24 protein-coding genes are annotated in these 23,868 nt (G+C 59.2%); 7 read left to right on the top strand and 17 right to left on the bottom strand.

What is annotated here, in order from left to right; all coding sequences use genetic code 11:
• Positions 1 to 10: 10 nt before the first annotated feature.
• On the bottom strand, positions 11 to 793 hold the full coding sequence (locus tag DBR44_RS18470) for a DUF2189 domain-containing protein (protein WP_124645459.1): 783 nt from the start codon (positions 791 to 793) through the stop codon (positions 11 to 13).
• A 162-nt stretch (positions 794 to 955) separates the two neighbouring features.
• Here DBR44_RS18470 and DBR44_RS18465 point away from each other — a divergent pair, with 162 nt between their 5' ends.
• Complete coding sequence (locus DBR44_RS18465) at positions 956 to 1,282, top strand: FKBP-type peptidyl-prolyl cis-trans isomerase (RefSeq protein WP_059286051.1); 327 nt, start codon at positions 956 to 958, stop codon at positions 1,280 to 1,282.
• A 53-nt stretch (positions 1,283 to 1,335) separates the two neighbouring features.
• Here DBR44_RS18465 and DBR44_RS18460 read toward each other — a convergent pair whose 3' ends face one another.
• Complete coding sequence (locus DBR44_RS18460; RefSeq protein WP_124645458.1) at positions 1,336 to 1,965, bottom strand: DedA family protein; 630 nt, start codon at positions 1,963 to 1,965, stop codon at positions 1,336 to 1,338.
• A 116-nt stretch (positions 1,966 to 2,081) separates the two neighbouring features.
• Here DBR44_RS18460 and alr point away from each other — a divergent pair, with 116 nt between their 5' ends.
• Positions 2,082 to 3,152 (top strand): alanine racemase, encoded by a 1,071-nt coding sequence (gene alr, locus DBR44_RS18455; RefSeq protein ID WP_124645457.1) that lies wholly within the window; start codon positions 2,082 to 2,084, stop codon positions 3,150 to 3,152.
• A gap of 78 nt (positions 3,153 to 3,230) precedes the next feature.
• On the opposite strand, the gene glmM is transcribed toward alr, so the two are convergent.
• From glmM to rlmE, 4 genes are all read right to left on the bottom strand, one after another.
• Complete coding sequence (glmM, locus tag DBR44_RS18450; protein WP_124645456.1) at positions 3,231 to 4,565, bottom strand: phosphoglucosamine mutase; 1,335 nt, start codon at positions 4,563 to 4,565, stop codon at positions 3,231 to 3,233.
• A 126-nt stretch (positions 4,566 to 4,691) separates the two neighbouring features.
• Positions 4,692 to 5,534, bottom strand: a complete 843-nt coding sequence (gene folP / locus DBR44_RS18445; protein ID WP_124645455.1) for a dihydropteroate synthase — start codon at positions 5,532 to 5,534, stop codon at positions 4,692 to 4,694.
• A 69-nt stretch (positions 5,535 to 5,603) separates the two neighbouring features.
• Positions 5,604 to 7,514: an ATP-dependent zinc metalloprotease FtsH gene (ftsH, locus tag DBR44_RS18440; RefSeq protein ID WP_103524369.1), complete on the bottom strand. Its 1,911-nt coding sequence runs from the start codon at positions 7,512 to 7,514 to the stop codon at positions 5,604 to 5,606.
• Between the two features lie 80 nt (positions 7,515 to 7,594).
• Positions 7,595 to 8,212, bottom strand: a complete 618-nt coding sequence (gene rlmE, locus DBR44_RS18435; protein WP_124645454.1) for a 23S rRNA (uridine(2552)-2'-O)-methyltransferase RlmE — start codon at positions 8,210 to 8,212, stop codon at positions 7,595 to 7,597.
• 136 nt (positions 8,213 to 8,348) lie between these two features.
• Here rlmE and DBR44_RS18430 point away from each other — a divergent pair, with 136 nt between their 5' ends.
• Positions 8,349 to 8,681 carry a YhbY family RNA-binding protein gene (locus DBR44_RS18430; RefSeq protein WP_124645453.1) on the top strand — a complete coding sequence of 111 codons (333 nt, stop codon included), beginning with the start codon at positions 8,349 to 8,351 and terminating at the stop codon, positions 8,679 to 8,681.
• A gap of 82 nt (positions 8,682 to 8,763) precedes the next feature.
• Here the strand turns inward: DBR44_RS18430 and DBR44_RS18425 are convergent, their stop codons facing one another.
• The 8 genes from DBR44_RS18425 to DBR44_RS18385 all read right to left on the bottom strand — a co-directional run bounded on the left by DBR44_RS18425 (position 8,764) and on the right by DBR44_RS18385 (position 18,875).
• Positions 8,764 to 9,192: a DUF4149 domain-containing protein gene (locus DBR44_RS18425; protein ID WP_124645452.1), complete on the bottom strand. Its 429-nt coding sequence runs from the start codon at positions 9,190 to 9,192 to the stop codon at positions 8,764 to 8,766.
• A 60-nt stretch (positions 9,193 to 9,252) separates the two neighbouring features.
• Positions 9,253 to 9,729, bottom strand: coding sequence for a transcription elongation factor GreA (gene greA / locus DBR44_RS18420; protein ID WP_124645451.1), 477 nt, complete (start codon positions 9,727 to 9,729; stop codon positions 9,253 to 9,255).
• Between the two features lie 168 nt (positions 9,730 to 9,897).
• The gene (carB, locus tag DBR44_RS18415) at positions 9,898 to 13,107 is read right to left on the bottom strand and encodes a carbamoyl-phosphate synthase large subunit (protein ID WP_124645450.1); all 3,210 of its coding nucleotides are present in this window, start codon (positions 13,105 to 13,107) and stop codon (positions 9,898 to 9,900) included.
• A gap of 26 nt (positions 13,108 to 13,133) precedes the next feature.
• Positions 13,134 to 13,790 (bottom strand): leucine efflux protein LeuE, encoded by a 657-nt coding sequence (gene leuE, locus DBR44_RS18410; RefSeq protein WP_124645449.1) that lies wholly within the window; start codon positions 13,788 to 13,790, stop codon positions 13,134 to 13,136.
• Between the two features lie 23 nt (positions 13,791 to 13,813).
• Entirely contained in the window at positions 13,814 to 14,944 is a 1,131-nt protein-coding gene (carA, locus tag DBR44_RS18405; RefSeq protein ID WP_124645448.1) for a glutamine-hydrolyzing carbamoyl-phosphate synthase small subunit, read from the bottom strand.
• Between the two features lie 244 nt (positions 14,945 to 15,188).
• Complete coding sequence (locus tag DBR44_RS18395; protein WP_124645446.1) at positions 15,189 to 16,970, bottom strand: acyl-CoA dehydrogenase; 1,782 nt, start codon at positions 16,968 to 16,970, stop codon at positions 15,189 to 15,191.
• Positions 16,971 to 17,186: 216 nt separating this feature from the next.
• Positions 17,187 to 18,122, bottom strand: coding sequence for an electron transfer flavoprotein subunit alpha/FixB family protein (locus tag DBR44_RS18390; protein WP_124645445.1), 936 nt, complete (start codon positions 18,120 to 18,122; stop codon positions 17,187 to 17,189).
• Positions 18,123 to 18,125: 3 nt separating this feature from the next.
• Complete coding sequence (locus tag DBR44_RS18385; protein WP_124645444.1) at positions 18,126 to 18,875, bottom strand: electron transfer flavoprotein subunit beta/FixA family protein; 750 nt, start codon at positions 18,873 to 18,875, stop codon at positions 18,126 to 18,128.
• A 241-nt stretch (positions 18,876 to 19,116) separates the two neighbouring features.
• On the opposite strand from DBR44_RS18385, the gene DBR44_RS18380 reads away from it, so the two are divergent.
• Together DBR44_RS18380 and DBR44_RS18375 are read left to right on the top strand one after the other, a co-directional pair.
• Positions 19,117 to 19,536: a MaoC family dehydratase gene (locus tag DBR44_RS18380; RefSeq protein WP_124645443.1), complete on the top strand. Its 420-nt coding sequence runs from the start codon at positions 19,117 to 19,119 to the stop codon at positions 19,534 to 19,536.
• Position 19,537: 1 nt separating this feature from the next.
• Positions 19,538 to 20,002, top strand: coding sequence for a GNAT family N-acetyltransferase (locus DBR44_RS18375; RefSeq protein ID WP_124645442.1), 465 nt, complete (start codon positions 19,538 to 19,540; stop codon positions 20,000 to 20,002).
• 43 nt (positions 20,003 to 20,045) lie between these two features.
• On the opposite strand, the gene queG is transcribed toward DBR44_RS18375, so the two are convergent.
• A complete protein-coding gene (gene queG, locus DBR44_RS18370) occupies positions 20,046 to 21,113 on the bottom strand; it encodes a tRNA epoxyqueuosine(34) reductase QueG (RefSeq protein ID WP_233578667.1) in 1,068 nt (355 codons plus the stop codon).
• Between the two features lie 30 nt (positions 21,114 to 21,143).
• Here queG and tsaE point away from each other — a divergent pair, with 30 nt between their 5' ends.
• Together tsaE and DBR44_RS18360 are read left to right on the top strand one after the other, a co-directional pair.
• Positions 21,144 to 21,629 carry a tRNA (adenosine(37)-N6)-threonylcarbamoyltransferase complex ATPase subunit type 1 TsaE gene (tsaE, locus tag DBR44_RS18365; protein WP_233578663.1) on the top strand — a complete coding sequence of 162 codons (486 nt, stop codon included), beginning with the start codon at positions 21,144 to 21,146 and terminating at the stop codon, positions 21,627 to 21,629.
• Positions 21,590 to 22,831 (top strand): N-acetylmuramoyl-L-alanine amidase, encoded by a 1,242-nt coding sequence (locus tag DBR44_RS18360; RefSeq protein ID WP_124645439.1) that lies wholly within the window; start codon positions 21,590 to 21,592, stop codon positions 22,829 to 22,831. Before tsaE ends, DBR44_RS18360 begins: the two co-directional genes overlap by 40 nt.
• Positions 22,832 to 22,896: 65 nt before the next feature.
• Here DBR44_RS18360 and yacG read toward each other — a convergent pair whose 3' ends face one another.
• Together yacG and zapD are read right to left on the bottom strand one after the other, a co-directional pair.
• Complete coding sequence (gene yacG, locus DBR44_RS18355) at positions 22,897 to 23,094, bottom strand: DNA gyrase inhibitor YacG (RefSeq protein ID WP_103524355.1); 198 nt, start codon at positions 23,092 to 23,094, stop codon at positions 22,897 to 22,899.
• Between the two features lie 3 nt (positions 23,095 to 23,097).
• The gene (gene zapD, locus DBR44_RS18350) at positions 23,098 to 23,856 is read right to left on the bottom strand and encodes a cell division protein ZapD (protein WP_059284846.1); all 759 of its coding nucleotides are present in this window, start codon (positions 23,854 to 23,856) and stop codon (positions 23,098 to 23,100) included.
• Positions 23,857 to 23,868: the final 12 nt, after the last annotated feature.

The raw sequence follows: 23,868 nt of genomic DNA, 5'->3' as shown, positions 1-23,868 counted from the left end.
CGGTCAGGCATCAGCTTTCATAAGTGATCATGGCGCGGTAGGCATGCCAGCTGGCCAGTCCAAGCACCGGCATGATGATGATCAGGCCGATGAAATAGGTGGCAAAACCCACGGCAGTAAGGATCACAATCATAGCGGCCCATACGGTCATCGTCAGCAGATTCTTGTATACCGCCTGCAGGCTGTTGACCATGGCGGTCACCGTATCGACCTCCTTGTCCAGCAGCATGGGAATGGCCACCACACTAAGCGCGAACACTGTCGCCGCAAACAGGAAACCGACGCCAAAATAGGCCAGCAGGAAAGGTAGGTTGGCGGGCAGCATGGCATTGGCCAGTAGCTCGTCCAGACTCGGCAAGGCTGCCGTATCGTAGAACAAGGCAAACAGCAGCAAGGACACACGGAACCAGCCAAACACCAGCACCGCCAGCAACGCGGCAAACAGGGTGAAACCCGGCAGGTTGGCCTTCCAGGCGCTCATGCTGTGCCACAGGCTGACGCGCTGCGGCGCGCGGATCTCCTCATGCTGGCGCGCCAGATCATACAGGCCGATGGCGAGAAAAGGTCCACCGAGCAAGAACAGCGTGCTGAGCGTCAGCACAAACTGTGGGGCGCTGTCGAAATAGCTGATCAGCAAATAGCCCATCAGCACAAAGGCTGCACCGTAAAACATGGCATCAGCCGGGGCTTTGCGCAGGTCTTTCAGGCCCTGCCTGAGCCAGAGCAGTGGTTGGGTAACAGAGACATGGTGAACAACCGGGTGTTCCCGGGACGTGCCGTGGGTAATGTCCATGACGAATCCCCTTCTGGTGGTGGGTGGGTAAACCAGACAGTTAATTTCTTTATAAGCTATTGATTGCAAAATACAAATACAACATGAACCTCCAGCAGCCACACCAGCTGGCGGATGGTACAATTCCGCCTTGCTTGAACCAGATACAAGGACTACGAGAAGATGAGCGCATTGATCATTGAAGATCTGACCGTCGGCGAAGGTGCCGAAGCCGTTGCTGGTGAAGAAGTCACCGTGCACTACACCGGCTGGCTGACCAATGGCAGCAAGTTCGACTCCAGCAAGGATCGTTATCAGCCCTTCAGCTTCCCGCTGGGTGCCGGCCATGTCATCAAAGGCTGGGATCAGGGCGTGGTCGGCATGAAGGTAGGTGGCAAGCGCAAGCTGACCATCCCGCCGGAACTGGGCTATGGTGCACGGGGTGCCGGCGGGGTGATTCCGCCGAATGCCACCCTGGTGTTTGAAGTGGAATTACTGCAGGTGGGTTGAGTCTGGCCCGAAAAAAAAGCCACCGTCTGGTGGCTTTTTTCACGCTTGGCAATCTATTTTTTCAGCTCGGAAGCAGCACAGCACTTTTTACGGCGGCACAGATAGACGATGAGCAGCACCGTCAGCAGCACGCCGACAGCCGACAGAATGCCCACCTGGCCGCGATGCACCATGTGCATCAGCCACTCGCGCTGGGTTGCGCCGTAGTGGCCCAGATACACCCAAACGGGTACGGAAATCAGCGCGGCAAAACCGTCCATCAACAGAAAGCGCCAATACGGGACGCGACGGGTCATGCCGGCAGTAATGAAGATGGGCGAGCGCAGGCCAGGCAGAAAACGGGCAACAAACAACACCCAGGTGCCGTACTTTTCAAACTTTTCCTGTACCGCTTCGAAACGCTCCTGGGTCAGGATGCGTGCAATGGGCCGGAAGCGCTGCACCTTGTGCCCATAAAAGCGGCCGGCTGCAAACATGATGCCATCGCCCGCCAGCACCCCGGCCATTCCGACCAGAAACATTACATCCACATCGGCATAACCCAGACCGGAGATGATGCCACCGGCGACCAGAGTGATGTCCTCCGGAATCGGAATGCCGAACCCACACACCAGCAATACGGTAAAGACAGCCACATAACCGTAACCGGTAAAGAAATCGAGAAGTATCTGCAGTATGTCCATAGTGCTCCGCCGACCGGCGCGGTCTTGTCCTGACACAAGATTTGGCCGCGGGCTGATTGTCCGAGTGCATGATCGGGCGCTTATAATAGCACACCTCGACCTTATCCTTTCTTGACATGACACGCCCTATACGGGTGGAAATCAATCATTCCGCCCTGCGCCATAATTATTTACAATCCCGCAAGCAAACCGCAGGCCGCCGCGCGCTGGCCGTGATCAAGGCTGATGCCTATGGTCATGGCAGTCTGGGCTGTGCACTAGCCCTGGCCGACAGCGCCGACGGATTTGCCTTGCTCAACATCGAAGACGCCATCGCCCTGCGCCAGGCCGGCATCCAGCAAGACATCGTCCTGCTGGAAGGCCCTTTCGACCGTGCCGAAGTCGAAGCCATGGCCACTTATCGCATTGGCGGTGCCATTCACTCCCCTCACCAGATTGCCTGGCTGCGCGAAGGTTCCCTGCCACAAACGGTGGAGGTCTGGCTCAAGGTGAACAGCGGCATGAACCGGCTGGGCTTTCGCCCGGAGCAAGTTGCAGCGACTCTGGCCAATCTGCAGTCCCTGCCCCAGGTCCGTACCAGCACCATCATGACCCACTTTGCCACCGCCGATGATGCCCGTGGCGTCGCGGCACAATGGCAGGCCTTTGCTCCAGTGGCCGCAGCCAGTGGCCTGGCGGTCAGCGCCGCCAACTCCGCTGCGGTATTCCGCCATCCACAGACCCATGGCGATGTGGTGCGGCCGGGCATCACCCTGTACGGCTGCTCGCCGTTTGCCGAATGCCACGGTACCGCGCTGGGCCTGCAAACCACCATGACACTGAGTGCCGACATCATCGCCATCCAGCAACTACAAGCTGGTGATACGGTGGGCTATGGGCTGAACTTCCGAGCGGAACAGGCCATGCGCATCGGCATCGTCGCCTGCGGGTATGCGGATGGCTATCCGCGTATTGCCGCCAATGGCACACCGGTGATGGTGGCTGGCCAGCGCAGCGCCACAGTGGGCCGGGTATCCATGGACATGCTGGCCATCGACCTCAGCCACATCCCTGCGGCCGATATCGGCAGCCAAGTAGAGCTGTGGGGGCCCAATGTAGCGATTGAAGAAGTGGCTGCGGCAGCCGGCACCATCGGCTACGAGCTGATGTGTGCCGTGGCACCACGGGTGCCGCGCAAGTATTGCTGACACCCCTGCTCCATGCAAAAGGCCACTACCTATAAGGTAGTGGCCTTATCATTTTTACTGCCAAACAGAAAAACCCGCTCAGGCGACCCGCTCTATGGTGGCAGCAATTTCTCTGGCCCACTTTTCCGATAAGCCACGGTCGCTCGCTTCCACCATCACCCGTACCACCGGCTCGGTACCGGAAGGACGCAATACCACGCGCCCCACGCCAACCAGCGCAGCCTCGGCAGCGGCCAATGCCTCGGCAGAAGCCGCTTTCCAGTCGCAACCATTGTGACGGACATTGATCATGGTTTGCGGGAATGGCGTCCAGTCGTGACAGGCTTCTTCCATGCTGATGCCCATTTCGGCCAGACTGGCCAATACCTGCAGACTGGAGATGATGCCGTCCCCTGTGGTGTGCTTGTCCAGACACAGGATATGGCCAGAGGCCTCGCCCCCCACCTGCCAGCCATTGGCGTGCAGCATTTCCAGGACGTAGCGGTCACCCACCTTGGCACGACCAAAAGCCACACCCAGCTTGTTCAGGGCCAGTTCCATCGCCATATTGGTCATCACGGTCCCCACTACGCCGCCCCGCAGGTCGCCGCGCGCGGCACGGGCCCTGGCAATGATGTAAATCAGCTGGTCGCCGTCATACACCTTGCCATTGCGATCCACCATGATCAGCCGGTCGCCGTCGCCATCCAGCGAAATGCCGAAATCGGCATGGTGTTCCAGCACGGCGACTTGCAGGGTCTTGGGGTAGGTCGCGCCCACCTTGTCATTGATGTTGTAGCCATCCGGCTCCCCGCCAATGACCACCACTTCGGCACCCAGTTCGTGAAATACCTTGGGCGCGATATGGTAGGTGGCACCATTCGCGCAATCCACCACCAGTTTGAGCTGTTTGAGATCGCGCTCGCCGGGGAAGGTACTCTTGCAGAATTCGATATAGCGTTCGGCGGCACCGGAAATACGACGGGCGCGCCCCAGCTCCACCGAGCTGTTGGTGGTCATCGGCTGCTCAAGCATGGCCTCGATTTCCAGCTCCAGCGTGTCATCCAGTTTTTTGCCACCTTCGGCAAAGAACTTGATGCCATTATCCTGATACGGGTTGTGCGAGGCAGAAATCACCACCCCGGCCTCCAGCCGCAACGCACGCGTCAGATAGGCGATGCCCGGAGTCGGCAAAGGCCCGGTCAGCAGTACATTGACACCGGCAGCAGTAAAGCCGGCCTGCAGCGCCGCCTCCAGCATATAGCCGGAAATCCGGGTGTCCTTGCCGATCAACACCGTGGGGCGATGCACCTTGTCATGATCGACCAGCACCCGGCCAGCAGCATGGCCCAGCTTGAGAACAAAATCCGGCGTAATGGGGAACTGCCCTACTTCGCCACGCACACCATCCGTTCCAAAATATTTGCGACTCATCTCATCATCCTAATCACGTTGCCGCAGCATGGCTGGCAACGCATAACAGCAAAATGGCCCCTGCGGGAGTCATGCATTGTACCTGTGCGCCAAGTCGCACAGCAAAACTCTGCGGCTATAACGGCGTCAGTCGGCATAGGCCTGCATCGCGCCCCACACCTGCAAGGCCTGATGGCTGGCCTTGACATCGTGTACCCGTACTATCCTGGCGCCCTGCTGCAAGGACAACAGCGCCACGGCCAGGCTGGCCCCCAGCCGCTCGCAGGGAATGGCCTCGCCGGTAATGGCACCGAGCATGGATTTGCGCGACAGCCCCACTAGCAAGGGAAGGCCGCTGATGGCCTCGATACGGCGCAGTCCGGCCAGCAATTGCAGATTGTGCTGCAGAGTTTTTCCAAAGCCGAAACCGGGATCGATCAGCAGACGGGCATCGGCAATACCGGCATCGCGGCACAGCTGTACCCGGCGCAACAGATAATGGCCCACTTCATCCACCACATCCAGATAGTGCGGGGCCTGCTGCATGGAGTCCGGATTACCCTGCTTGTGCATCAGGCAGAGCGCCACATTCGATGCAGCCACCGCGTCCACCGCACCATCATCCTCCAGCGCAGAAACATCATTGATCAGATCCACCGCCCCCAATTGCAAGGCGGCACGCATCACCGCAGTACGGCGGGTATCCAGCGACAAGGGCGCGCCGATGCCCTTCAACTGTTCCAGCACCGGCATCACCCGGTCCAGCTCCTGCTGCACACTGACTTCCGGCGCACCGGGACGGGTGGATTCACCACCGATATCCAGAATGGCCGCACCGTCTGCCAGCATGCTTTCGGCACGTTGCAGCGCACTATCCAGGGAGTTGAAGCGACCGCCATCGGAAAACGAATCCGGCGTGACATTGAGGATGCCCATGATCATGGGCTGGGTCAGATCGAGCTGGAAACGCCCGCATTCAAGCAATTGCATGGGAAATATCTGCCTGATAAATGCAAAACAGGGCGACAGCCTAAGCTGCCGCCCTGCAAAAACCGGTGATCAGAGTTCCTGAGCCGGCGTAGATGTTGCTGCTGCCGGGCTGGCTTCAGCCGGCTTGTCTTCCGGCTTGGCCGGGAAACCGCTGCCCGGTTTGGGCGGACGCGGCGGCTTGCCATCCATGATGTCGTTAATCTGCTCGGCATCGATGGTTTCCCATTCCAGCAGGGCTGCGGTCATGGCTTCCACCTTGTCGCGGTTATCTTCCAGCAGACGGCGGGCCAGCCCGTACTGCTCGTCGATAATGCGGCGGATTTCCATATCCACTTGCTGCATCGTGGCTTCGGACAGGTTCTTGTGCGTGGTGATGGAACGACCCAGGAAGACTTCACCTTCGTTGTCGCCATACACCATCGGACCGAGCTTGTCGGACATGCCGTAGCGGGTCACCATGTCGCGCGCCATTTGTGTGGCACGTTCGAAGTCGTTGGAAGCACCGGTGGTCATCTGGTTCATGAACAGCTCTTCGGCAATACGACCGCCGAACAGAATGGCCAGACGGTCCATCAGGTAGCCGCGATCATAGGCAAAGCGGTCCTGTTCCGGCAGCTGCATGGTCACACCCAGCGCACGTCCGCGCGGAATGATGGTGACCTTGTGCACCGGATCCGACTTGGGCAAGAGCTTGGCAACAACGGCATGGCCGGATTCGTGATAAGCGGTATTACGCTTTTCTTCCTCCGACATCACCATGCTGCGGCGCTCGGCACCCATCATGATCTTGTCCTTGGCCGACTCGAAATCCACCATGTCCACCAGGCGCTTGGCGCGACGGGCAGCAAACAGCGCAGCCTCGTTCACCAGGTTGGCCAGATCAGCACCGGAGAAACCCGGCGTGCCACGAGCGATGACCGAAGGTTCCACATCGGCAGCAATCGGGACTTTGCGCATGTGCACGGACAGAATCTGTTCGCGACCACGGATATCCGGCAGCGGCACCACCACCTGGCGGTCGAAACGGCCCGGACGTTGCAGGGCTGGGTCGAGTACGTCAGGACGGTTGGTCGCGGCGATCACGATAACGGTGGTGTTGGTTTCGAAACCATCCATTTCCACCAGCAGCTGGTTCAGCGTCTGTTCGCGTTCGTCGTTGCCACCGCCCAGACCAGCACCACGCTGGCGGCCGACAGCATCGATTTCATCGATGAAGATGATGCAAGGCGAGTTCTTTTTCGCCTGCTCGAACATGTCGCGGACACGGGCAGCACCCACGCCGACAAACATTTCCACAAAGTCGGAACCAGAGATGCTGAAGAACGGCACCTTGGCTTCGCCAGCGATGGCCTTGGCCAACAGCGTTTTACCGGTACCCGGGGAGCCACACAGCAAGATGCCGCGCGGAATGCGCCCACCCAGACTCTGGTAGCGGGACGGATCGCGCAGGTAATCGACGATTTCCTTTACTTCTTCCTTGGCTTCATCGCAGCCGGCCACATCCGCAAAGGTCACGGTATTGGTGTCCTGATCCAGCATGCGCGCCTTGCTCTTGCCGAAGGAGAAAGCACCGCCCTTGCCGCCGCCCTGCATCTGACGCATGAAGAAAACCCACACGCCAATCAGCAACAGCATCGGGAACCAGCTGATGAAGATGCTCATCAGCATGGACGGTTCTTCTTCCGGCTTGGCGGAGAAGCGTACGTTGTTCTTGATCAGGTCTTCGACCAGTTGCGGGTCGTACGGAGCGTAGGTGGCAAATGCCGAACCGTCTGTCCGCTTACCCTTCAGCCACTGGCCACGCAGGGGATGGCCCTCAATGCTCAGGGATTGCACCTTGCCGGATTCGACATCGCTGATGAATTGCGAGTACTCGATCTGGTTCTGGGCGTCCTGGCGTTTGTTGAACTGATTGAATACTGTCATCAGTACCAAACCGATGATGACCCAGATGGCTATGTTTTTGCCGATATTGTTCACGAGTAGCGGACTCCTCTGTGCCCTGACTTTGCGGTTGCGTATTTCATTGGTATGGATTGTAAACCCCGAGGGGTTGTATGTCAGCGTCGGCCCTTGCCCAGCAAGTAAATTTCACTGGAACGATCGCGCGAGGCCTTGGGTTTGCGGGTGACCACCTCTTCGAACAGCTCGCGCATGGCCTGGAGGTAGGACTGGAAATCACTGCCCTGGAACACTTTGACGAGAAAACTGCCGCCGGGTTTCAGGTGATCGCGCGCAAATTCCAGCGCCAGCTCACACAGGAGAAAACTTCTGGCCTGATCCATGGCGCTCATTCCTGAGATATTGGGTGCCATATCGGAAATTACAAGGTCCAGCGCACGACCATCCAGCAGGTCGACAAACTGCTGCAGAATTTCTTCTTCACGAAAATCGCCCTGGATGAATTCCACATCGGCAATCGGATTCATCGGCAGAATATCCAGCGCAAACACCTTGCCCTGCTCACCGACGATACGGGCGGCTACTTGCGACCAGCTGCCTGGGGCGCTCCCCAGGTCGGCCAGCACGGTACCGGGGCGTATCAGTTTGTCTTTTTCGTTGATTTCCAGCAGCTTGTACGCTGCCCTTGCCCGGTAGCCGTCTTTCTTGGCCATCTGTACATACTGGTCGTTAACATGTTCGCGCAGCCAGATATTGCTGCTGGTACTTCTTGCCATGGGTAGCTTTCTGCCAATCTCGTCCAGCATAGCCGGTGGGCTATCCTGTTGTTTTTCAGTCTGTTTGTGGCCAGAGTTTGGGCAAAGGGCCAAACTCTAGTAGAATCCGGTTTTGCTTTGAAACCAAGCCTGTCCAATGAAAATCGAACTGCAACCTTTCCAGCGCCAACACCTCAAGGGTCTGGCCCAGACGCTCAACCCGGTCGTGATGATCGGCAATAATGGCCTGAGCGACTCCGTACTGCGCGAAATCGCCATCAGCCTGGATGCCCACGAGCTGATCAAAATCCGCGTACAAGGTGATGACCGCGCTGCCCGCATCGCGCTGTACGAGCAAATCTGCGATGATCTCAGTGCTGCTCCGGTACAGCATATCGGCAAACTGCTGGTGCTGTGGCGTCCCAGCGACAAACAGCGCATCGTACTGCCGAAGAACAAAAAGGCACTGAAGCTGGCGTCGCAATCCTGAGCCAGCTCTTGGCCGGTATAGCAAAAGCGGTGGGACTCCACCGCTTTTATTTTGTCCCGGCCCTGCTGGTGCTCAGACCTGCTCAGTCACGGCGCAGGATGTAGGCCAGGCCCATCAGGCTTTGCACCAGATAAATCAGGCTGGAAATGGCGTGCCAGGTGGCAAAGCCACCGCCAAACAGCCCTTCCGCCGCATGGTTCATCTGCAACTTCAGCTCGGCGATGATGGGGGTGACCGCAAAGTGGTTGATGACGGTGCACAGCAGCATGCCGACGATCAGCCAGAAGCTGCTCTCCTTCATGCCGCGCACGCCATTGCGCCAGACATTGTCCACCAGCAAAAATACACCGCAGACCAGACCAACCCAGGCAATGCCGGCAAACAGCTTGCCAGCCACCATGCCTGCGGTCACCGTATCCAGCATCTTGAACAATACCGGCGTGACAATCAGGCCAATGACCCACAGCCCGCCTATCCAGAAGGTTCTGGTAATCGCTCGCAACCCATCCATGCGCGCTCTCCCTGAAACACAGCAAAAACGCGCGATAGCCGCGCGTTTGATCTGACAGTTTTAGATGTACTTGACGTCTAGCACTTCGTATTCGCGGATGCCGCCCGGTGCCACCACCTCGGCCACATCGCCGGCTTCCTTGCCGATCAGCGCACGCGCAATCGGCGAATTGACCGAAACCTTGCAGACCTTGATGTCGGCTTCATCGTCGCCCACGATCTGGTAGGTGACTTTGTCTTCGGTTTCCAGATCCATCAGTTCGACAGTAGCACCAAACACCACGCGACCATCGGCATCCAGCTCGGCCGGATTAATGATGATGGCATTGGAAATCTTGCCTTCGAGATCGGCAATGCGGCCTTCGACGAAGCCTTGGCGTTCCTTGGCTGCATCGTATTCGGCGTTTTCCGACAGGTCGCCATGCGAACGCGCCTCGGCGATCGCTTCGATAACCGCCGGACGTTCCACGCTCTTCAGGCGTTGCAGTTCTTCTTTGAGAAGCTCGGCGCCACGCAGAGTCAACGGGACTTTGTTCATTCGGGTGTTCTCCTGAGGCGGTACCCCGCCGTCATCAAAAACACAAGCCGCCGTACGAGACGGCGGCTTGGGTGTTGCGGGTTCAATAGCTAGATTGTAACGGCAAATCGCTTGTGGTTCAAAGCTTCAACGCACAACTTGTCCCTTAGCTTCCAGCTGGCAGCAAGATTAGTGCTTGATGGAGGCGTGCAGTTCCTGAACGCTGTAAACATCAAACTCTTCCACATGCGCCATGCCCACACACACGGCCTTGGCACCAGCCAGGGTAGTGTATTGCGGAATACGGGCCTGCAGCGCGCTGCGACGGATGGAGTGGCTGTCCTGAATGGCCTGGCGCTTTTCATCCACGGTATTGACCAGCACGTCGATTTCGCCGTTCTTGATCATGTCGACGATGTGCGGGCGACCTTCGTTTACCTTGTTGACCACCTGCACCACGATGCCGGCTTCGGCCAGGGTCTTGGCCGTGCCACGGGTGGCACACACGCCAAAGCCCAGACGCTGCAGCTCACGTGCCACGTCTACCGCACCGTTCTTGTCGGACTGGCGTACCGACAGGAACACCTTGCCGGTGCGCGGCAGCTTGTCGCCGGCAGCCAGCTGGCTCTTGACGAAGGCTTCCGCAAAGCTCTTGCCCACACCCATCACTTCACCGGTGGACTTCATTTCCGGCCCAAGGATGGTATCGACACCAGGGAACTTGATGAAGGGGAATACGGCTTCCTTCACCGCGTAATACGGCGGGATGACTTCCTGGGTAAAGCCTTGCTCGATCAGGCTGATACCAGCCATGGCACGAGCGGCAATCTTGGCCAGCGATGCGCCGGTTACCTTGGAAACAAACGGCACGGTACGCGAGGCACGCGGGTTGACTTCCAGCACGTAGATGGTGTCACCCTGGATGGCGAACTGTACGTTCATCAGGCCAACCACATTCAGCGCACGCGCCATGGCTTCGGTCTGGCGACGGATTTCGTCCTGCACCGCCGGGAACAGGCTGTACGGCGGCAGCGAGCAGGCGGAGTCACCGGAGTGCACACCAGCCTGTTCGATATGCTGCATGATGCCGCCGATCACCACCGAGGTGCCGTCAGAGATGCAATCCACGTCGACTTCGATGGCGTCATTGAGGAAGTGATCCAGCAGTACCGGGCTGTCGTTGGATACCTTGACCGCTTCGCGCATGTAGCGCTCGAGGTCGGCCGGCTCGTGCACGATTTCCATCGCACGGCCACCCAGTACGTAAGACGGGCGCACCACCAGCGGATAGCCGATTTCTTCGGCCAGCTTCATGGCATCGGCCGGAGTACGCGCAGTGCGGTTCGGCGGCTGTTTCAGGCCCAGGTCGTGCAGCAGCTTCTGGAAGCGCTCGCGGTCTTCCGCGGCGTCGATCATGTCCGGGCTGGTCCCGATGATGGGCACACCATTGGCTTCCAGCGCGCGCGCCAGCTTCAGCGGGGTCTGGCCACCGTACTGCACGATGACACCAAACGGCTTTTCGATACGGCAGATTTCCAGCACGTCTTCCAGCGTCAGCGGCTCGAAGTACAGACGGTCGGAGGTGTCGTAGTCGGTGGAGACGGTTTCCGGGTTGCAGTTGACCATGATGGTCTCGAAACCGGATTCACGCAGCGCCAGCGCCGCATGCACGCAGCAGTAGTCGAATTCGATGCCCTGACCGATACGGTTGGGGCCGCCACCCAGTACCATGACCTTCTTGCGGTCGGACGGGTTGGCTTCGCACTCTTCTTCGTAGCTGGAATACATATAGGCGGTGGAAGTGGCGAACTCGGCCGCGCAGGTATCCACACGCTTGTAGACCGGGTGCAGACCCAATGCCCAGCGCTTGGCGCGCACGACAGCCTGGTCGGTATTCAGCAGTTCACCCAGACGACGGTCGGAGAAGCCCTTGCGCTTCAGACGACGCAGTTCGTCAAAGCTCAACTCTTCCACCTTGCGGCCGGCCAGGGCTTTTTCTTCGCCCACGATGTCTTCAATCTGCGCCAGGAACCACGGGTCGATCTTGCTCAAGGCAAACACATCGTCGCGGCTCATGCCCACGCGGAAGGCGTCGGCCACGTACAGGATGCGTTCCGGTCCCGGGGTGCTGACTTCGTGACGGATGGTTTCTTCGTTGCTGGTCACCGAGTTGAAACCGGACAGACCGGTTTCCAGGCCACGCAGCGCCTTGTGCATGGATTCCTGCAGGGTGCGGCCCATGGCCATCACTTCGCCCACCGACTTCATCTGGGTGGTCAGGCGGTTGTCGGCCTGCGGGAATTTTTCGAAGGCAAAACGCGGGATCTTGGTGACCACGTAGTCGATGGACGGTTCGAACGAAGCCGGGGTTGCGCCGCCGGTGATGTCGTTTTTCAGTTCGTCCAGGGTGTAGCCCACGGCCAGCTTGGCAGCCACCTTGGCAATCGGGAAGCCGGTGGCCTTGGAAGCCAGTGCCGACGAACGCGATACACGCGGGTTCATCTCGATCACGATCATTTCGCCGTTGACCGGATTGGTGGCGAACTGCACGTTGGAGCCACCGGTATCCACGCCGATTTCACGGAGTACCGCGATCGATGCATTACGCATGATCTGGTATTCCTTGTCGGTGAGGGTCTGTGCCGGAGCCACGGTGATGGAGTCACCGGTATGCACGCCCATCGGGTCGAAGTTCTCGATGGAGCAGATGATGATGCAGTTGTCTTTTTTGTCGCGCACCACTTCCATTTCGTACTCTTTCCAGCCGAGTACGGACTGCTCGATCAGCAGTTCATGGGTGGGAGACGCTTCAAAGCCGCGCTCGCAGATCGCCAGGAATTCTTCCTTGTTGTAGGCGATGCCGCCACCGGAGCCGCCCATGGTGAAGGACGGGCGGATCAGCGTGGGGTAACCCACCTTGGACTGCGCTTCCAGCGACTCTTCCATGCTGTGGCAGACAAAGGACAGCGGGCAGGACAGGCCGATCTTGGCCATGGCTTCCTTGAAGCGGCCACGGTCTTCTGCCTTGTCGATGGCGTCTTCGGTGGCACCGATCAGCTCGACATTGTACTTTTCCAGCACGCCATGCTTGGCCAGGTCCAGCGCACAGTTCAGTGCGGTCTGGCCGCCCATGGTGGGCAAGATGGCGTCCGGACGTTCCTTGGCAATGATTTTTTCCAGAACAGGCCAGGTGATCGGTTCGATGTAGGTGACATCGGCCATGTTCGGGTCAGTCATGATGGTGGCCGGATTGGAGTTCACCAAGATGACTTTGTAACCTTCTTCACGCAGGGCCTTGCAGGCCTGGGCGCCGGAGTAGTCAAACTCGCAGGCCTGGCCAATGACAATGGGGCCGGCGCCGATGATGAGAATACTCTTGAGGTCGGTACGTTTCGGCATGTTATCGCTCAGTCAATTTCAATTGTTCAGTTCAGGCTGGCTGCCGCCAGTTTGGCCCCGAAGCCCAGAAACAGCGCGCCCACCCCGCCAGACATGGCGGAGGACAGTTTGCGGCGGCGGCGGAAGGCTTCGGCCAGTCTTGCTCCGGACACGATGATGGTGGCCAGATAGAGGGCGCTGCAGCACTGCAGCAAGCCGCCCAGCACAAGAAAGGTCAGCACCGGGTGCGGATAGGCCGGGTCGACGAATTGCACGAAGAAGGACACGAAGAACAAGATGGCCTTGGGGTTCATCAGGCTGATGACCAGCGCCTTGACGAAGGGACGGCTGGCGTCCACTTCGCGCTGTGCTTGCGGCGCAGCGTCTTCCGTACGGGAAGCACTGCGCCAGGCACGCCAGGCGCCACGCAGCATCTGCAGGCCCAGCCAGGTCAGGTAAGCACCACCGGCATACTTGACCACGGCAAACAGGGCCGGATTGGCCTTGAGCACCCCTGCCGCCCCCGTGGCGGCCAGCGTCATCAGGATTGCATCACCGGCAAATACCCCGCAGGCCCCCACAAAGCCGCGGCGGATGCCGCGCTGTGCCGCCACCGACAGCACATACATGGAGTTGGGGCCTGGCAGCAACACGATGATGATGGTGCCAATCAGGTAGGTGGTGATATCGGTAATGCCCAGCATGCTTGTTCTCCGTTCTGGTCCGTTTACTTCGCCTGGCTCATCGCCGTGATGAAGCGGTCAAACAGATAGGCCACGTCTTCCGGACCGGGGCTGGCTTCCGGGTGTCCCTGGAAGGAGAATGCCGGGCGGTCGGTCAGCGCAATGCCCTGTACGGTCTGGTCGAACAGGCTGCGATGGGTCACGCGCACATTGGCCGGCAGGGTGGACTCATCCACCTGGAAGCCGTGGTTCTGGCTGGTGATCATCACGCGGCCGCTGTCCAGATCCTGCACCGGGTGGTTGGCACCGTGGTGGCCAAACTTCATCTTGCTGGTCTTGGCACCGGAGGCCAGACCCAACAACTGGTGACCCAGGCAGATACCGAATACCGGCAGGCGGGTTTCCAGGATGTCGCGGATGGCGGCGATGGCGTAGTCGCACGGTTCCGGATCGCCCGGGCCGTTGGACAGGAACACGCCATCCGGATTCAGCGCCAGCACATCCTTGGCCGGCGTCTGCGCCGGAACCACGGTCAGCTTGCAGCCACGTTCGGCCAGCATGCGCAGGATGTTGTGCTTGACACCGAAGTCGTAGGCAACGACATGGAAGGGGGTTTCGGCCTGTTCGCTATAGCCGGCACCCAGCTTCCATTCGCCCAGTTTCCACTGGTAGGACTCGGCACAGCTGACCACCTTGGCCAGATCCTGGCCAGCCATGGAGCCGAAACCACGTGCCAGTTCCAGCGCGCGGGCTTCGTCCAGATCGGCACCAGCCATGATGCAGCCAGGCTGGGCACCCTTCTCGCGCAGAATGCGAGTCAGGCGACGGGTATCGATATCGGCGATGGCCACGACATTGTTCTTGGCCAGATAGTCGGACAACGAATCTTCCGCACGGAAGTTGCTGTGCAACAGCGGCAGATCGCGAATGATCAGACCGGATGCAAAAACGGCGCGTGATTCGGTATCTTCCGAATTCGCGCCGACATTACCGATATGGGGATAAGTCAGGGTGACGATTTGTTTGGTGTAGGAGGGATCGGTGAGGATTTCCTGATACCCGGTCATGGCGGTATTGAATACCACTTCGCCGACCGTATGGCCGGTGGCTCCGATGGCACTGCCCTTGAAGAGGGTACCGTCAGCCAAGACGAGGATCGCTGGTACGGTTGACACTGACTAGCTCCTGTTGCGTTTCGCTTGTATGTTTTTGCGGATTTTTATGTGAATAACGGGACACGACGTTTTGCGCCTGTCCCGTTTGGTTAAACCTTTCAATCATACCGCTTTCGGCCAGTTGAAACAAGTCACAAGCACCTGTTTTTGCATCACTTCCTGATTTTCCCTGCACAATTTCCAATAGCTTTACTTAAAGAAACAGCCACCCGCAGGTGGCTGTTTCGGCTGGCAGGACTTCAGCTTAGAACAGGCTGTCGTCCAGTTCCAGCACGCTGTCGGCACCATCCACAATGGCCGCGGCCAGGCCGCCGACCTGCGGCAACATATGCTCGGCAAAGAAGCGGGCGGTGATGATTTTGGCCTTGAGGAAATCCTCATCCACACCGTCTTCCCCCAGTTTTTCGCGGGCGATCAGCGCGGCGCGGCCCAGTTGCCAGCCACCCAGCACAATACCCATCAGCTTGAGGAAAGGTACCGAACCGGCGGCTGCCAGCTGCGGCTGACTACCGAAGCTATCGAGAATGAAAGCAACGCAGCGTTCGGCCTCGGCCGCAGCCTGCTGCAGATTGGCGGCGATACTGGCGTAACCGGCGGCTTCCAGCTTGCCAGCCGTGGCACGCGCTTCATCCAACAGCGCACGGGCCGTCGCGCCGCCTTCGCTGAAGGTCTTGCGGCCAATAAGGTCCAGCGCCTGAATGCCGGTAGTGCCTTCGTAAATGGCGGTGATGCGCGCATCACGGTAGTACTGCGCCACGCCGGTTTCTTCGATAAAGCCCATGCCGCCATGCACTTGCACCGCCAGGCTGGTCAGTTCATTGGCCTGCTCGGTATTCCAACCCTTGACGATGGGAATGAGGAAATTCACCAGCGCCTGATTGCGCGCTGCTTCGCTGGCCACCGGATGGCGCGAGGCACGATCCAGCGCCGCAGCGGTGTAGAAGGCCAGCGCGCGCTGGGCTTCGATCTGGGCGCGCATGGTCATCAGCATGCGACGGATGTCGGGATGCTTGATGATGGCCACACCAGCCGGGTCGGGCGAACCGACAGCCCGGCTTTGCACGCGGTCGCGGGCATATTCCACTGCCTTCTGGTAGGCGCGCTCGGATACCGACATGCCCTCCACCCCCACCCCAAGGCGGGCGTGGTTCATCATGGTGAACATATAGCCCAGACCCTTGTTGGCCTCGCCCACCAGATAGCCGATGGCACCATCGTTATCACCAAAACTCATCACCGCCGTCGGGCTGCCGTGGATGCCCAGCTTGTGTTCCAGCGATACGCAACGTACGTCGTTACGCGCACCCAGGCTGCCATCAGCACTCACCAGGAACTTGGGCACGATGAACAGGGAAATACCCTTCACCCCGGCCGGAGCGTCCGGCAGACGGGCCAGCACCAGATGGACGATATTGTCGGCCATATCGTGCTCACCCCAGGTGATGAAGATTTTCTGCCCACTGATGCGATAGCTGCCATCGGCCTGCGGCACGGCACGCGAGCGTACCTGAGCCAGGTCGGAACCGGCCTGCGGCTCGGTCAGGTTCATGGTACCAGTCCACTCACCACTGGACATGCGCGGCAGATAAATGGCCTTGAGTTCTTCCGAGGCATGATGGTGAATGGCTTCCACCGCACCCAACGTCAACAGCGGTGCCAGTGAAAAGGCCAGATTGGCCGAACACCACATTTCTTCGGCGGCAATCGCCACCAGCGCCGGCATGCCCTGCCCGCCAAAATCAGCCGGCGCACGCAGGCCCACCCAGCCGGATTCGACATATTGCTGCCAGGCGTCCTTGAAGCCCGGCGCGGCGGTCACTTCGCCGTCTTTCAGCGTGGCCCCTTTGTCACCCTGCTTGTTGATGGGAGCCAGCACCCCTTCGGCAAACTTGGCGGCTTCTTCCAGAATGGCATCGACCAGCTCCACCGAGCAGTCTTCATAACCAGGCAGGCTGCACACCGAGGTCAGCTCGGCCAATTCATTGAGAACAAAGCGAATTTCTTTAACTGGCGCGTTATAAATCATCAGCCTCTCCTTATTCTTGCTGCACTACAATCGTCGTAGATATGAAAAAACCGGCTCGCCGTCCACCTGATGCATGAGCATGCCTACCCACCGCGAGCTGCGGCGGGAAAGCTTGCTCCTCCATGAAGCAGACCGGTCGTAGCCGGTTTTTATTTTTTGATTCCGGCGGCTATGCTGCCTGCTCGGATGGGGAGGGCTGCCCCTCCCCACACACCTTTACTTGGCCAGTTCGGCCAGCAATTCCGGCACCACGGTGAACAGGTCACCCACAATGCCGTAGTCAGCCACCTGGAAGATCGGCGCTTCTTCGTCCTTGTTGATCGCCACGATCACCTTGGAATCTTTCATACCGGCCAGATGCTGGATGGCACCGGAAATACCCACAGCGAAGTACAGCTGCGGTGCCACTACCTTGCCGGTTTGGCCAACCTGGTAGTCGTTCGGGGCGTAGCCCGCGTCAACTGCGGCACGCGAAGCACCAACGGCAGCTCCCAGCTTGTCGGCCAGCGGTTCGATCACGGCCTTGAATTGCTCTTCCGAACCCAGCGCACGACCACCGGAAACGATGATCTTGGCAGCGCCCAGTTCCGGACGGTCAGATTTGGTCAGCTCCTGGCCAATAAAGCTGGACAGTTGCGGATCAGCCGCCACGGCGACGCTTTCCACCGCAGCGGAACCACCTTGAGCTGCCGCAGCATCGAAAGCCGTGGTACGCACGGTGATCACCTTGATGGCATCAGCCGATTGCACAGTGGCCAGCACGTTGCCGGCGTATACCGGGCGCACAAAGGTATCAGCCGATTCGATGGCAGTGATTTCGGAAATCTGCGCCACATCCAGCAAGGCAGCCACGCGCGGCAGCAGGTTCTTGCCAAAAGAAGTAGCCGGAGCCAGCACATGGCTGTAGCTCTTGGCCACGTCCACTACCAGGGCGGACAGCGATTCGGCCAGACCGTGGGCGTATTGGGCCGCATCAGCCAGCAGCACCTTGCTGACACCAACCACGCTCTTGGCGGCGTCGGCAGCAGCTGCGGCATTGTGGCCGGCCACCAGTACATGCACTTCGCCCAGCTTGGCGGCGGCAGTTACGGTATTCAGGGTGCCTGCTTTCAGGCCCTGGTTGTCGTGTTCAGCGATAACGAGAATGGCCATGGCTTACAGCACCTTTGCGTCGTTTTTCAGTTTGGCTACCAGCTCGGCAGCATTGGCTACCTTGATGCCGGCAGAGCGCTTGGAAGGCTCGGCCACTTTCAGCGTTTTCAGACGCGGAGTGACATCGACGCCCAGATCGGCCGGGCTGGTCTTTTCCAGCGGCTTTTTCTTGGCGGCCATGATATTGGGCAGCTTGATGAAGCGCGGCTCGTTCAGGCGCAGGTCGGCAGTGACCACGGCCGGCAGGCGCAGCTTCAGGGTTTCCAGGCCACCGTCGATCTCACGAGTAACGTCGACGGTTTCGGCAGCAACATCCACCTTGGAAGCGAATGCGCCCTGGGCCCAGCCCAGCAAAGCCGCAGCCATTTGGCCGGTCTGGTTGGCATCATCATCAATGGCCTGCTTGCCGACGATCAGCAGTTGCGGCTGTTCCTTGTCCGCCACGGCCTTGAGCAGCTTGGCCACGGCCAGCGGCTGCAGTTCGGTATCGGTTTCCACCAGGATGGCACGGTCAGCGCCCATGGCCAGAGCGGTGCGCAGGGTTTCCTCGCACTGCTTCACGCCCATGGAAACAACAACAATCTCGGTGGCCTTGCCGGCTTCCTTCAGACGCACGGCTTCTTCCACCGCGATTTCGTCAAAGGGATTCATCGACATCTTGACGTTGGCGACATCGACATCAGACCCGTCAGCCTTCACCCGAACCTTCACGTTGTAATCGACAACGCGTTTAACAGCGACTAGAACTTTCATATTCCTCCAGCGAATAGCTCTCTGGGTTAATCGAACTCGGAAGGGACTTGCTACCGTGGTGTTTCCCGAATTATGCCCCAACGCCATTTCAAACGAGCGTTTGGTTGAATTTTAGTGTGTGGCACGTAGCAAAAAAACAACTGATTGCAGATACTACGTCATTTCCGCTTAATTTGCATTTCGTCTGCTGCATGGCACAATGCAGTGCAGCAATTTCAACGTCATAGCCGGAGGCTCCCTCATGACAGTCTACTTTGAAGATATCAAGGTCGGCGATTCTGCCGAATACGCCAAAACCATTACCGAAGCCGATATCCTGCTGTTTGCTGCTGTTTCCGGCGATGACAATCCGGTGCACATCAATCAGGAATACGCCGAAACCACGCCGTTTGAAACGCGTATCGCTCACGGCATGCTGACCGCCAGCCTGATCTCCACCGTGGTCGGCACCCGCCTGCCGGGCAACGGCACCATCTACCTGTCGCAATCCACCCGCTTCAAGGCTCCGGTACGTATCGGCCAGACCGTTACCGCCCGCGCTACCGTAGTGGAAATTTTCCCGGAGAAGAAGCGCGTCAAGCTGGCAACGCAGTGTCTGGTGCAGGGCAAGGTGATTCTGGATGGCGAATCACTGGTGATTGCACCGTCACGTGGCGACTGAAATGGCCCTGTCTTTGCGCATCGTGCCGCTGACTGACGAAACCGGCAAGGTCACCGAGCCGGAATTACTGGCCCTGTGCAGCAGCCTGCACCGCCAGCTGCGCCCCATGCTGCCGGAGCACGGCCACAGCTATGCGGCAAAAATGCAACGCGTCTGCTCGTTTGGCGCACGCATGGTGGCGGCGCTGGATGGTGACGGCAAGCCGCTGGGACTCGCCCTGTACCGGGTATACGAAAACACCTATGAAGACCTGCGGCTGTATATCGATGACCTGGTCAGCGATGAAGCCCATCGCTCGCAAGGCATAGGCAGCCAGTTGCTGGACTGGTGTGCCGACGAAGCCCGCCGGCTGGGTTGCGGCTTTCAAGTGCTGGATTCCGGCACCTGGCGCACCGAAGCGCACCGCCTGTATTTCCGCAAGGGATTCAGCATTAGCTCGTTTCACTTTACCAAGCCGCTCAACTGAGCTGGCCGCAGTGATGCACCGGGGAGCCGCAAGGCTCCCTTTTTCATTGGCTGTCTGCAGCACGCAGCCGTTGTTGTTGCAAAGCCCAGCGCACGGGCTCGGCCACCAGTGCTTCATCAGCATGCTGATGCCCTTCCAGTGCAGCAACGATAGCCGGATCGTATGGCGCATTGCCCAGCCCCACCGCCAGATTGGACAGCCATTTGGGGTAACCGATACGGTAGATCGGACTGCCCGCCAGTTTTTCCTTGAACATGGCTTCGCTCCAGCCAAACAGCTCAAGCAGGCTGACGTGATCCAGACCATGGCGCACGGCAAAGTCAGCCTCGGCGGTATTGACGGCAAAGCGGTTCCACGGGCAAACCAGCTGGCAATCATCACAGCCATAGACCCGATTGCCGATCAAAGGCCGTAGCTCCAGCGGAATGGCTGATTTCAGCTCGATGGTCAGATAGGAAATACAGCGGCGGGCATCCACCTTGTAAGGCGCGGTGATGGCCTGGGTCGGGCAGATATCAATACAGCGTGTGCAGCGGCCGCAGTGCCCATCCTCCTCCTCATTCACCGGCAAGGGCAGGTCGGTAAACAGTTCGCCCAGAAAGAACAGCGAACCCTGCTTCCGGTTCAGCAGCAAGGTATGCTTGCCGCGCCAGCCAAGGCCGGACTGGGCGGCTAGCGCCACTTCGGCCACCGGTGCGCTGTCGGTGAACACCCGATAACCGAAGTCACCGATGGCCTGACGGATCTGATCGGCCAGCTTCTGCAAACGGGCACGTATCACCTTGTGATAGTCCCGCCCCAGCGCATAACGCGACAGATAGGCCAGCCGGCCATCCTGCAACACCGACTCGCTTGCCTGCGCGTCTGCCGGCCAGTAGTGCATGCGCACGCTGATGATGGTCAGGGTGCCGGGCAGCAGTTCGGCCGGTTTCACCCGCAGCGCACCGTGCCGCGCCATATAGTCCATTTCGCCATGGCAGCCCTCATCCAGCCAGGCTTGCAGCTTGTGCTCAGCCTCTGCGGGCAGCCGGGCATGGCCGATTCTGGCATCGGCAAAGCCCAATTCTCGTGCCCAGGCTTTGATTTGGCGCGCCAATTCGGGATAATCCATGTTTTGATAGGATTTCTCAGTCATATGGCCATGGATGATACCAGCGTTCACTGCGGCAGCCTGCCCGATGAAACCGCCACCCTCGCCCTGGGCGGTGCGCTGGCGCGCGCCTTGCAAGCCGGCGTGGTAATTTTCCTGCAGGGCGATCTGGGTGCCGGCAAAACCACTTTCAGCCGTGGCCTGCTGGCCGGCCTGGGCCATCAAGGCAGGGTGAAAAGCCCGACCTATACTCTGGTTGAAAGCTACCCGCTGGCCGACCTGACCGTGCACCATTTCGACCTGTACCGCTTTGCCGACCCGGAAGAGTGGGACGACGCCGGCTTTCGCGACTACTTCGGCCAGGACACCGTCTGCCTGGTGGAGTGGCCGGATAAAGCTGGGGACTTATTGCCCATTGCTGACCTGACGCTGGAACTAGAGGTCAGCGGACAGGGTCGCACGTATCGTTTAACCGCAAGCACAGAAACCGGACAGTCATGCCTGACTCGACTTTCGACCCCACCCGCCGCCGCCTGATTGGCGCGGCTGCCGCCACCTTCCTGCTCAGCGTCAGCAAGCTTGGCTTCGCTGGCAGCAGCCAGGTAGTCGCCATCCGTATCTGGCCGGCCTCCAGCTATACCCGCATCACGCTGGAAGCCAGCGATGCCATCAAGTTCAAACAGTTCACCATCAGCAATCCCAACCGGCTGGTGATTGACCTGGAAGGTGTGCAGCTCAACAGCGTATTGAAAGACATCAGCAGCCAGATCGCCGACGCCGACCCCTACATCAAGACCGCCCGCGCCGGCCAGTTCAGCCCGGACACGGTACGACTGGTGCTGGAGCTCAAGACCGACGTCAAGCCGCAGGCCTTCACCCTCAATCCGGTCGCCGAATACAAGCACCGGCTGGTGGTCGACCTCTACCCTGCCACTGGCACGCAAGACGATCCGTTGATGGCACTGCTGGACGACTACAACAAGGGCAAGCTGACCGAGCCGCCACCCCAGGTCAAACCGAAGAAGAATGATGCGAACCGGCCGATCGTGGTGATGCTGGACCCGGGCCATGGCGGCGAGGATCCGGGCGCCATCGGCATGAATGGCACCCGCGAAAAGGATATCGTGTTGCGCATTGGCAAGCAGCTCAAGCGCATGATTGATGCCGAACGCAATATGAAAGCCTTCATGACCCGCGAAGAAGACATCTTCATTCCGCTGGGTGTGCGCGTCGCCAAGGCACGTAAACTGAATGCCGACCTGTTCATCTCCATCCATGCCGACGCGGCACCCAATCGCAGTGCACGTGGCTCATCGGTATTCGCCCTGTCGGAAAAAGGTGCATCCAGTGCCTTTGCCAAGACCATGGCGCAATCGGAAAACAGCTCGGACCTGATTGGTGGGGTGAAGATCGCCAGCAAGGATAAATTCCTGGCGCACACGCTGCTCGATCTCACGCAGACCGCCACCATCAACGACAGCCTGAAGCTGGGCAAGATCATGCTGGGCAAGGTGGGTGGCTTGAACAAGCTGCATAGCGCCCAGGTGGAGCAAGCAGGATTTGCCGTACTCAAGGCCCCGGACATCCCATCCATCCTGGTCGAGACCGCCTTCATCAGTAATCCGGAAGAAGAGCAGCGCCTGCTGGATGGCGATTTCCAGCAGCAAATGGCTGGCTCCATCCTCAGTGGCGTCAAATCCTACTTCACTCAGGGAGCCGCACTGGCCGCCCGCGCCTGAGTGTGCCTCCAGCAATGATCAAGGCCCGCAATTGCGGGCCTTGTTATTGGTATCGCCGAAATGGCTCAAGAGTAGCGCGATGGATCGATCTCGCTGTCCGGGCTTTCCTCCTGCGCCGGCACACGGTAAGTCTCGCTGGCCCACTCGCCCAGATCGATCATCTTGCAGCGCTCGCTACAAAACGGACGAAACTGGCTGGCTGGCTCCCAGCGCACGGCAGCGCCACAGGTAGGACAAGGTACGGTACGAACAGCTTGGGACATGGCTCAGAACTTGCAGTTGGTCAGGGTAAATTCGACATCACACTCTGTCTGCCGTGGCCGGCTTTCACCGGTAACGGCACTGACGAAGCGGACATTGATCGCATATTTGTTGGCAGACAATTCCGGCAATACATTCAGGCTGGGGTCATAAGCGATGCGAATCATCTGCACCACCTTACCGCCGGACATCTGCTGAAAAGCACCATTGCGGGCAACATAATGATGCGTCTTGCCACTATCGCGCAGCAGATGCAACAGGATGCGCGCGGCCTCTGCAGTCGGCATCAGCGGTGCAGCCCAGCGCCGCATGTCGCGCCGCCGTTCCTCAGCAGGCTTCTGCTGCCACAGGTGATAAGACGGCAAATCAAACTGGCAGGTACCACCGGGAATGCCTGCACGCTGCTTGATGGCCATCAGCCACTCGTTTTCACGCAGGTGCTGGCCAAACTTGCCCGTCACACCGAGCAACTGGCTGGAGGACAGCTCGATTTCGTCCAGAACTTTTTCCAGCGTTTCTTCCGCCACATTGGGATTTTCACGCAGCGCTTCCAGCACCTGTTTCTGCCGCTCGAGCTCCTGCAGCAGATCAGCCTTCAAATCGGCACGTGACGCCGTTTCCAGCAATTCGAACAACACCAGCAGGCCGGCATGATGATCCAGCGGATGATCCTTGCCAAGAAAATAAGCCAGCCGGTCATACAGCTGCTCCAGTCGAAGCAGGGTACGGGTGCGCTCGGTGACAGGAAACTCAAAACTGATCACAAGACGTTTGCC

Source organism: Aquitalea sp. FJL05, assembly GCF_003852595.1.
In the GTDB taxonomy this organism is placed as follows: Bacteria; Pseudomonadota; Gammaproteobacteria; order Burkholderiales; family Chromobacteriaceae; genus Aquitalea; species Aquitalea aquatilis.
This window is presented reverse-complemented; position numbering and strand designations above follow the sequence as displayed.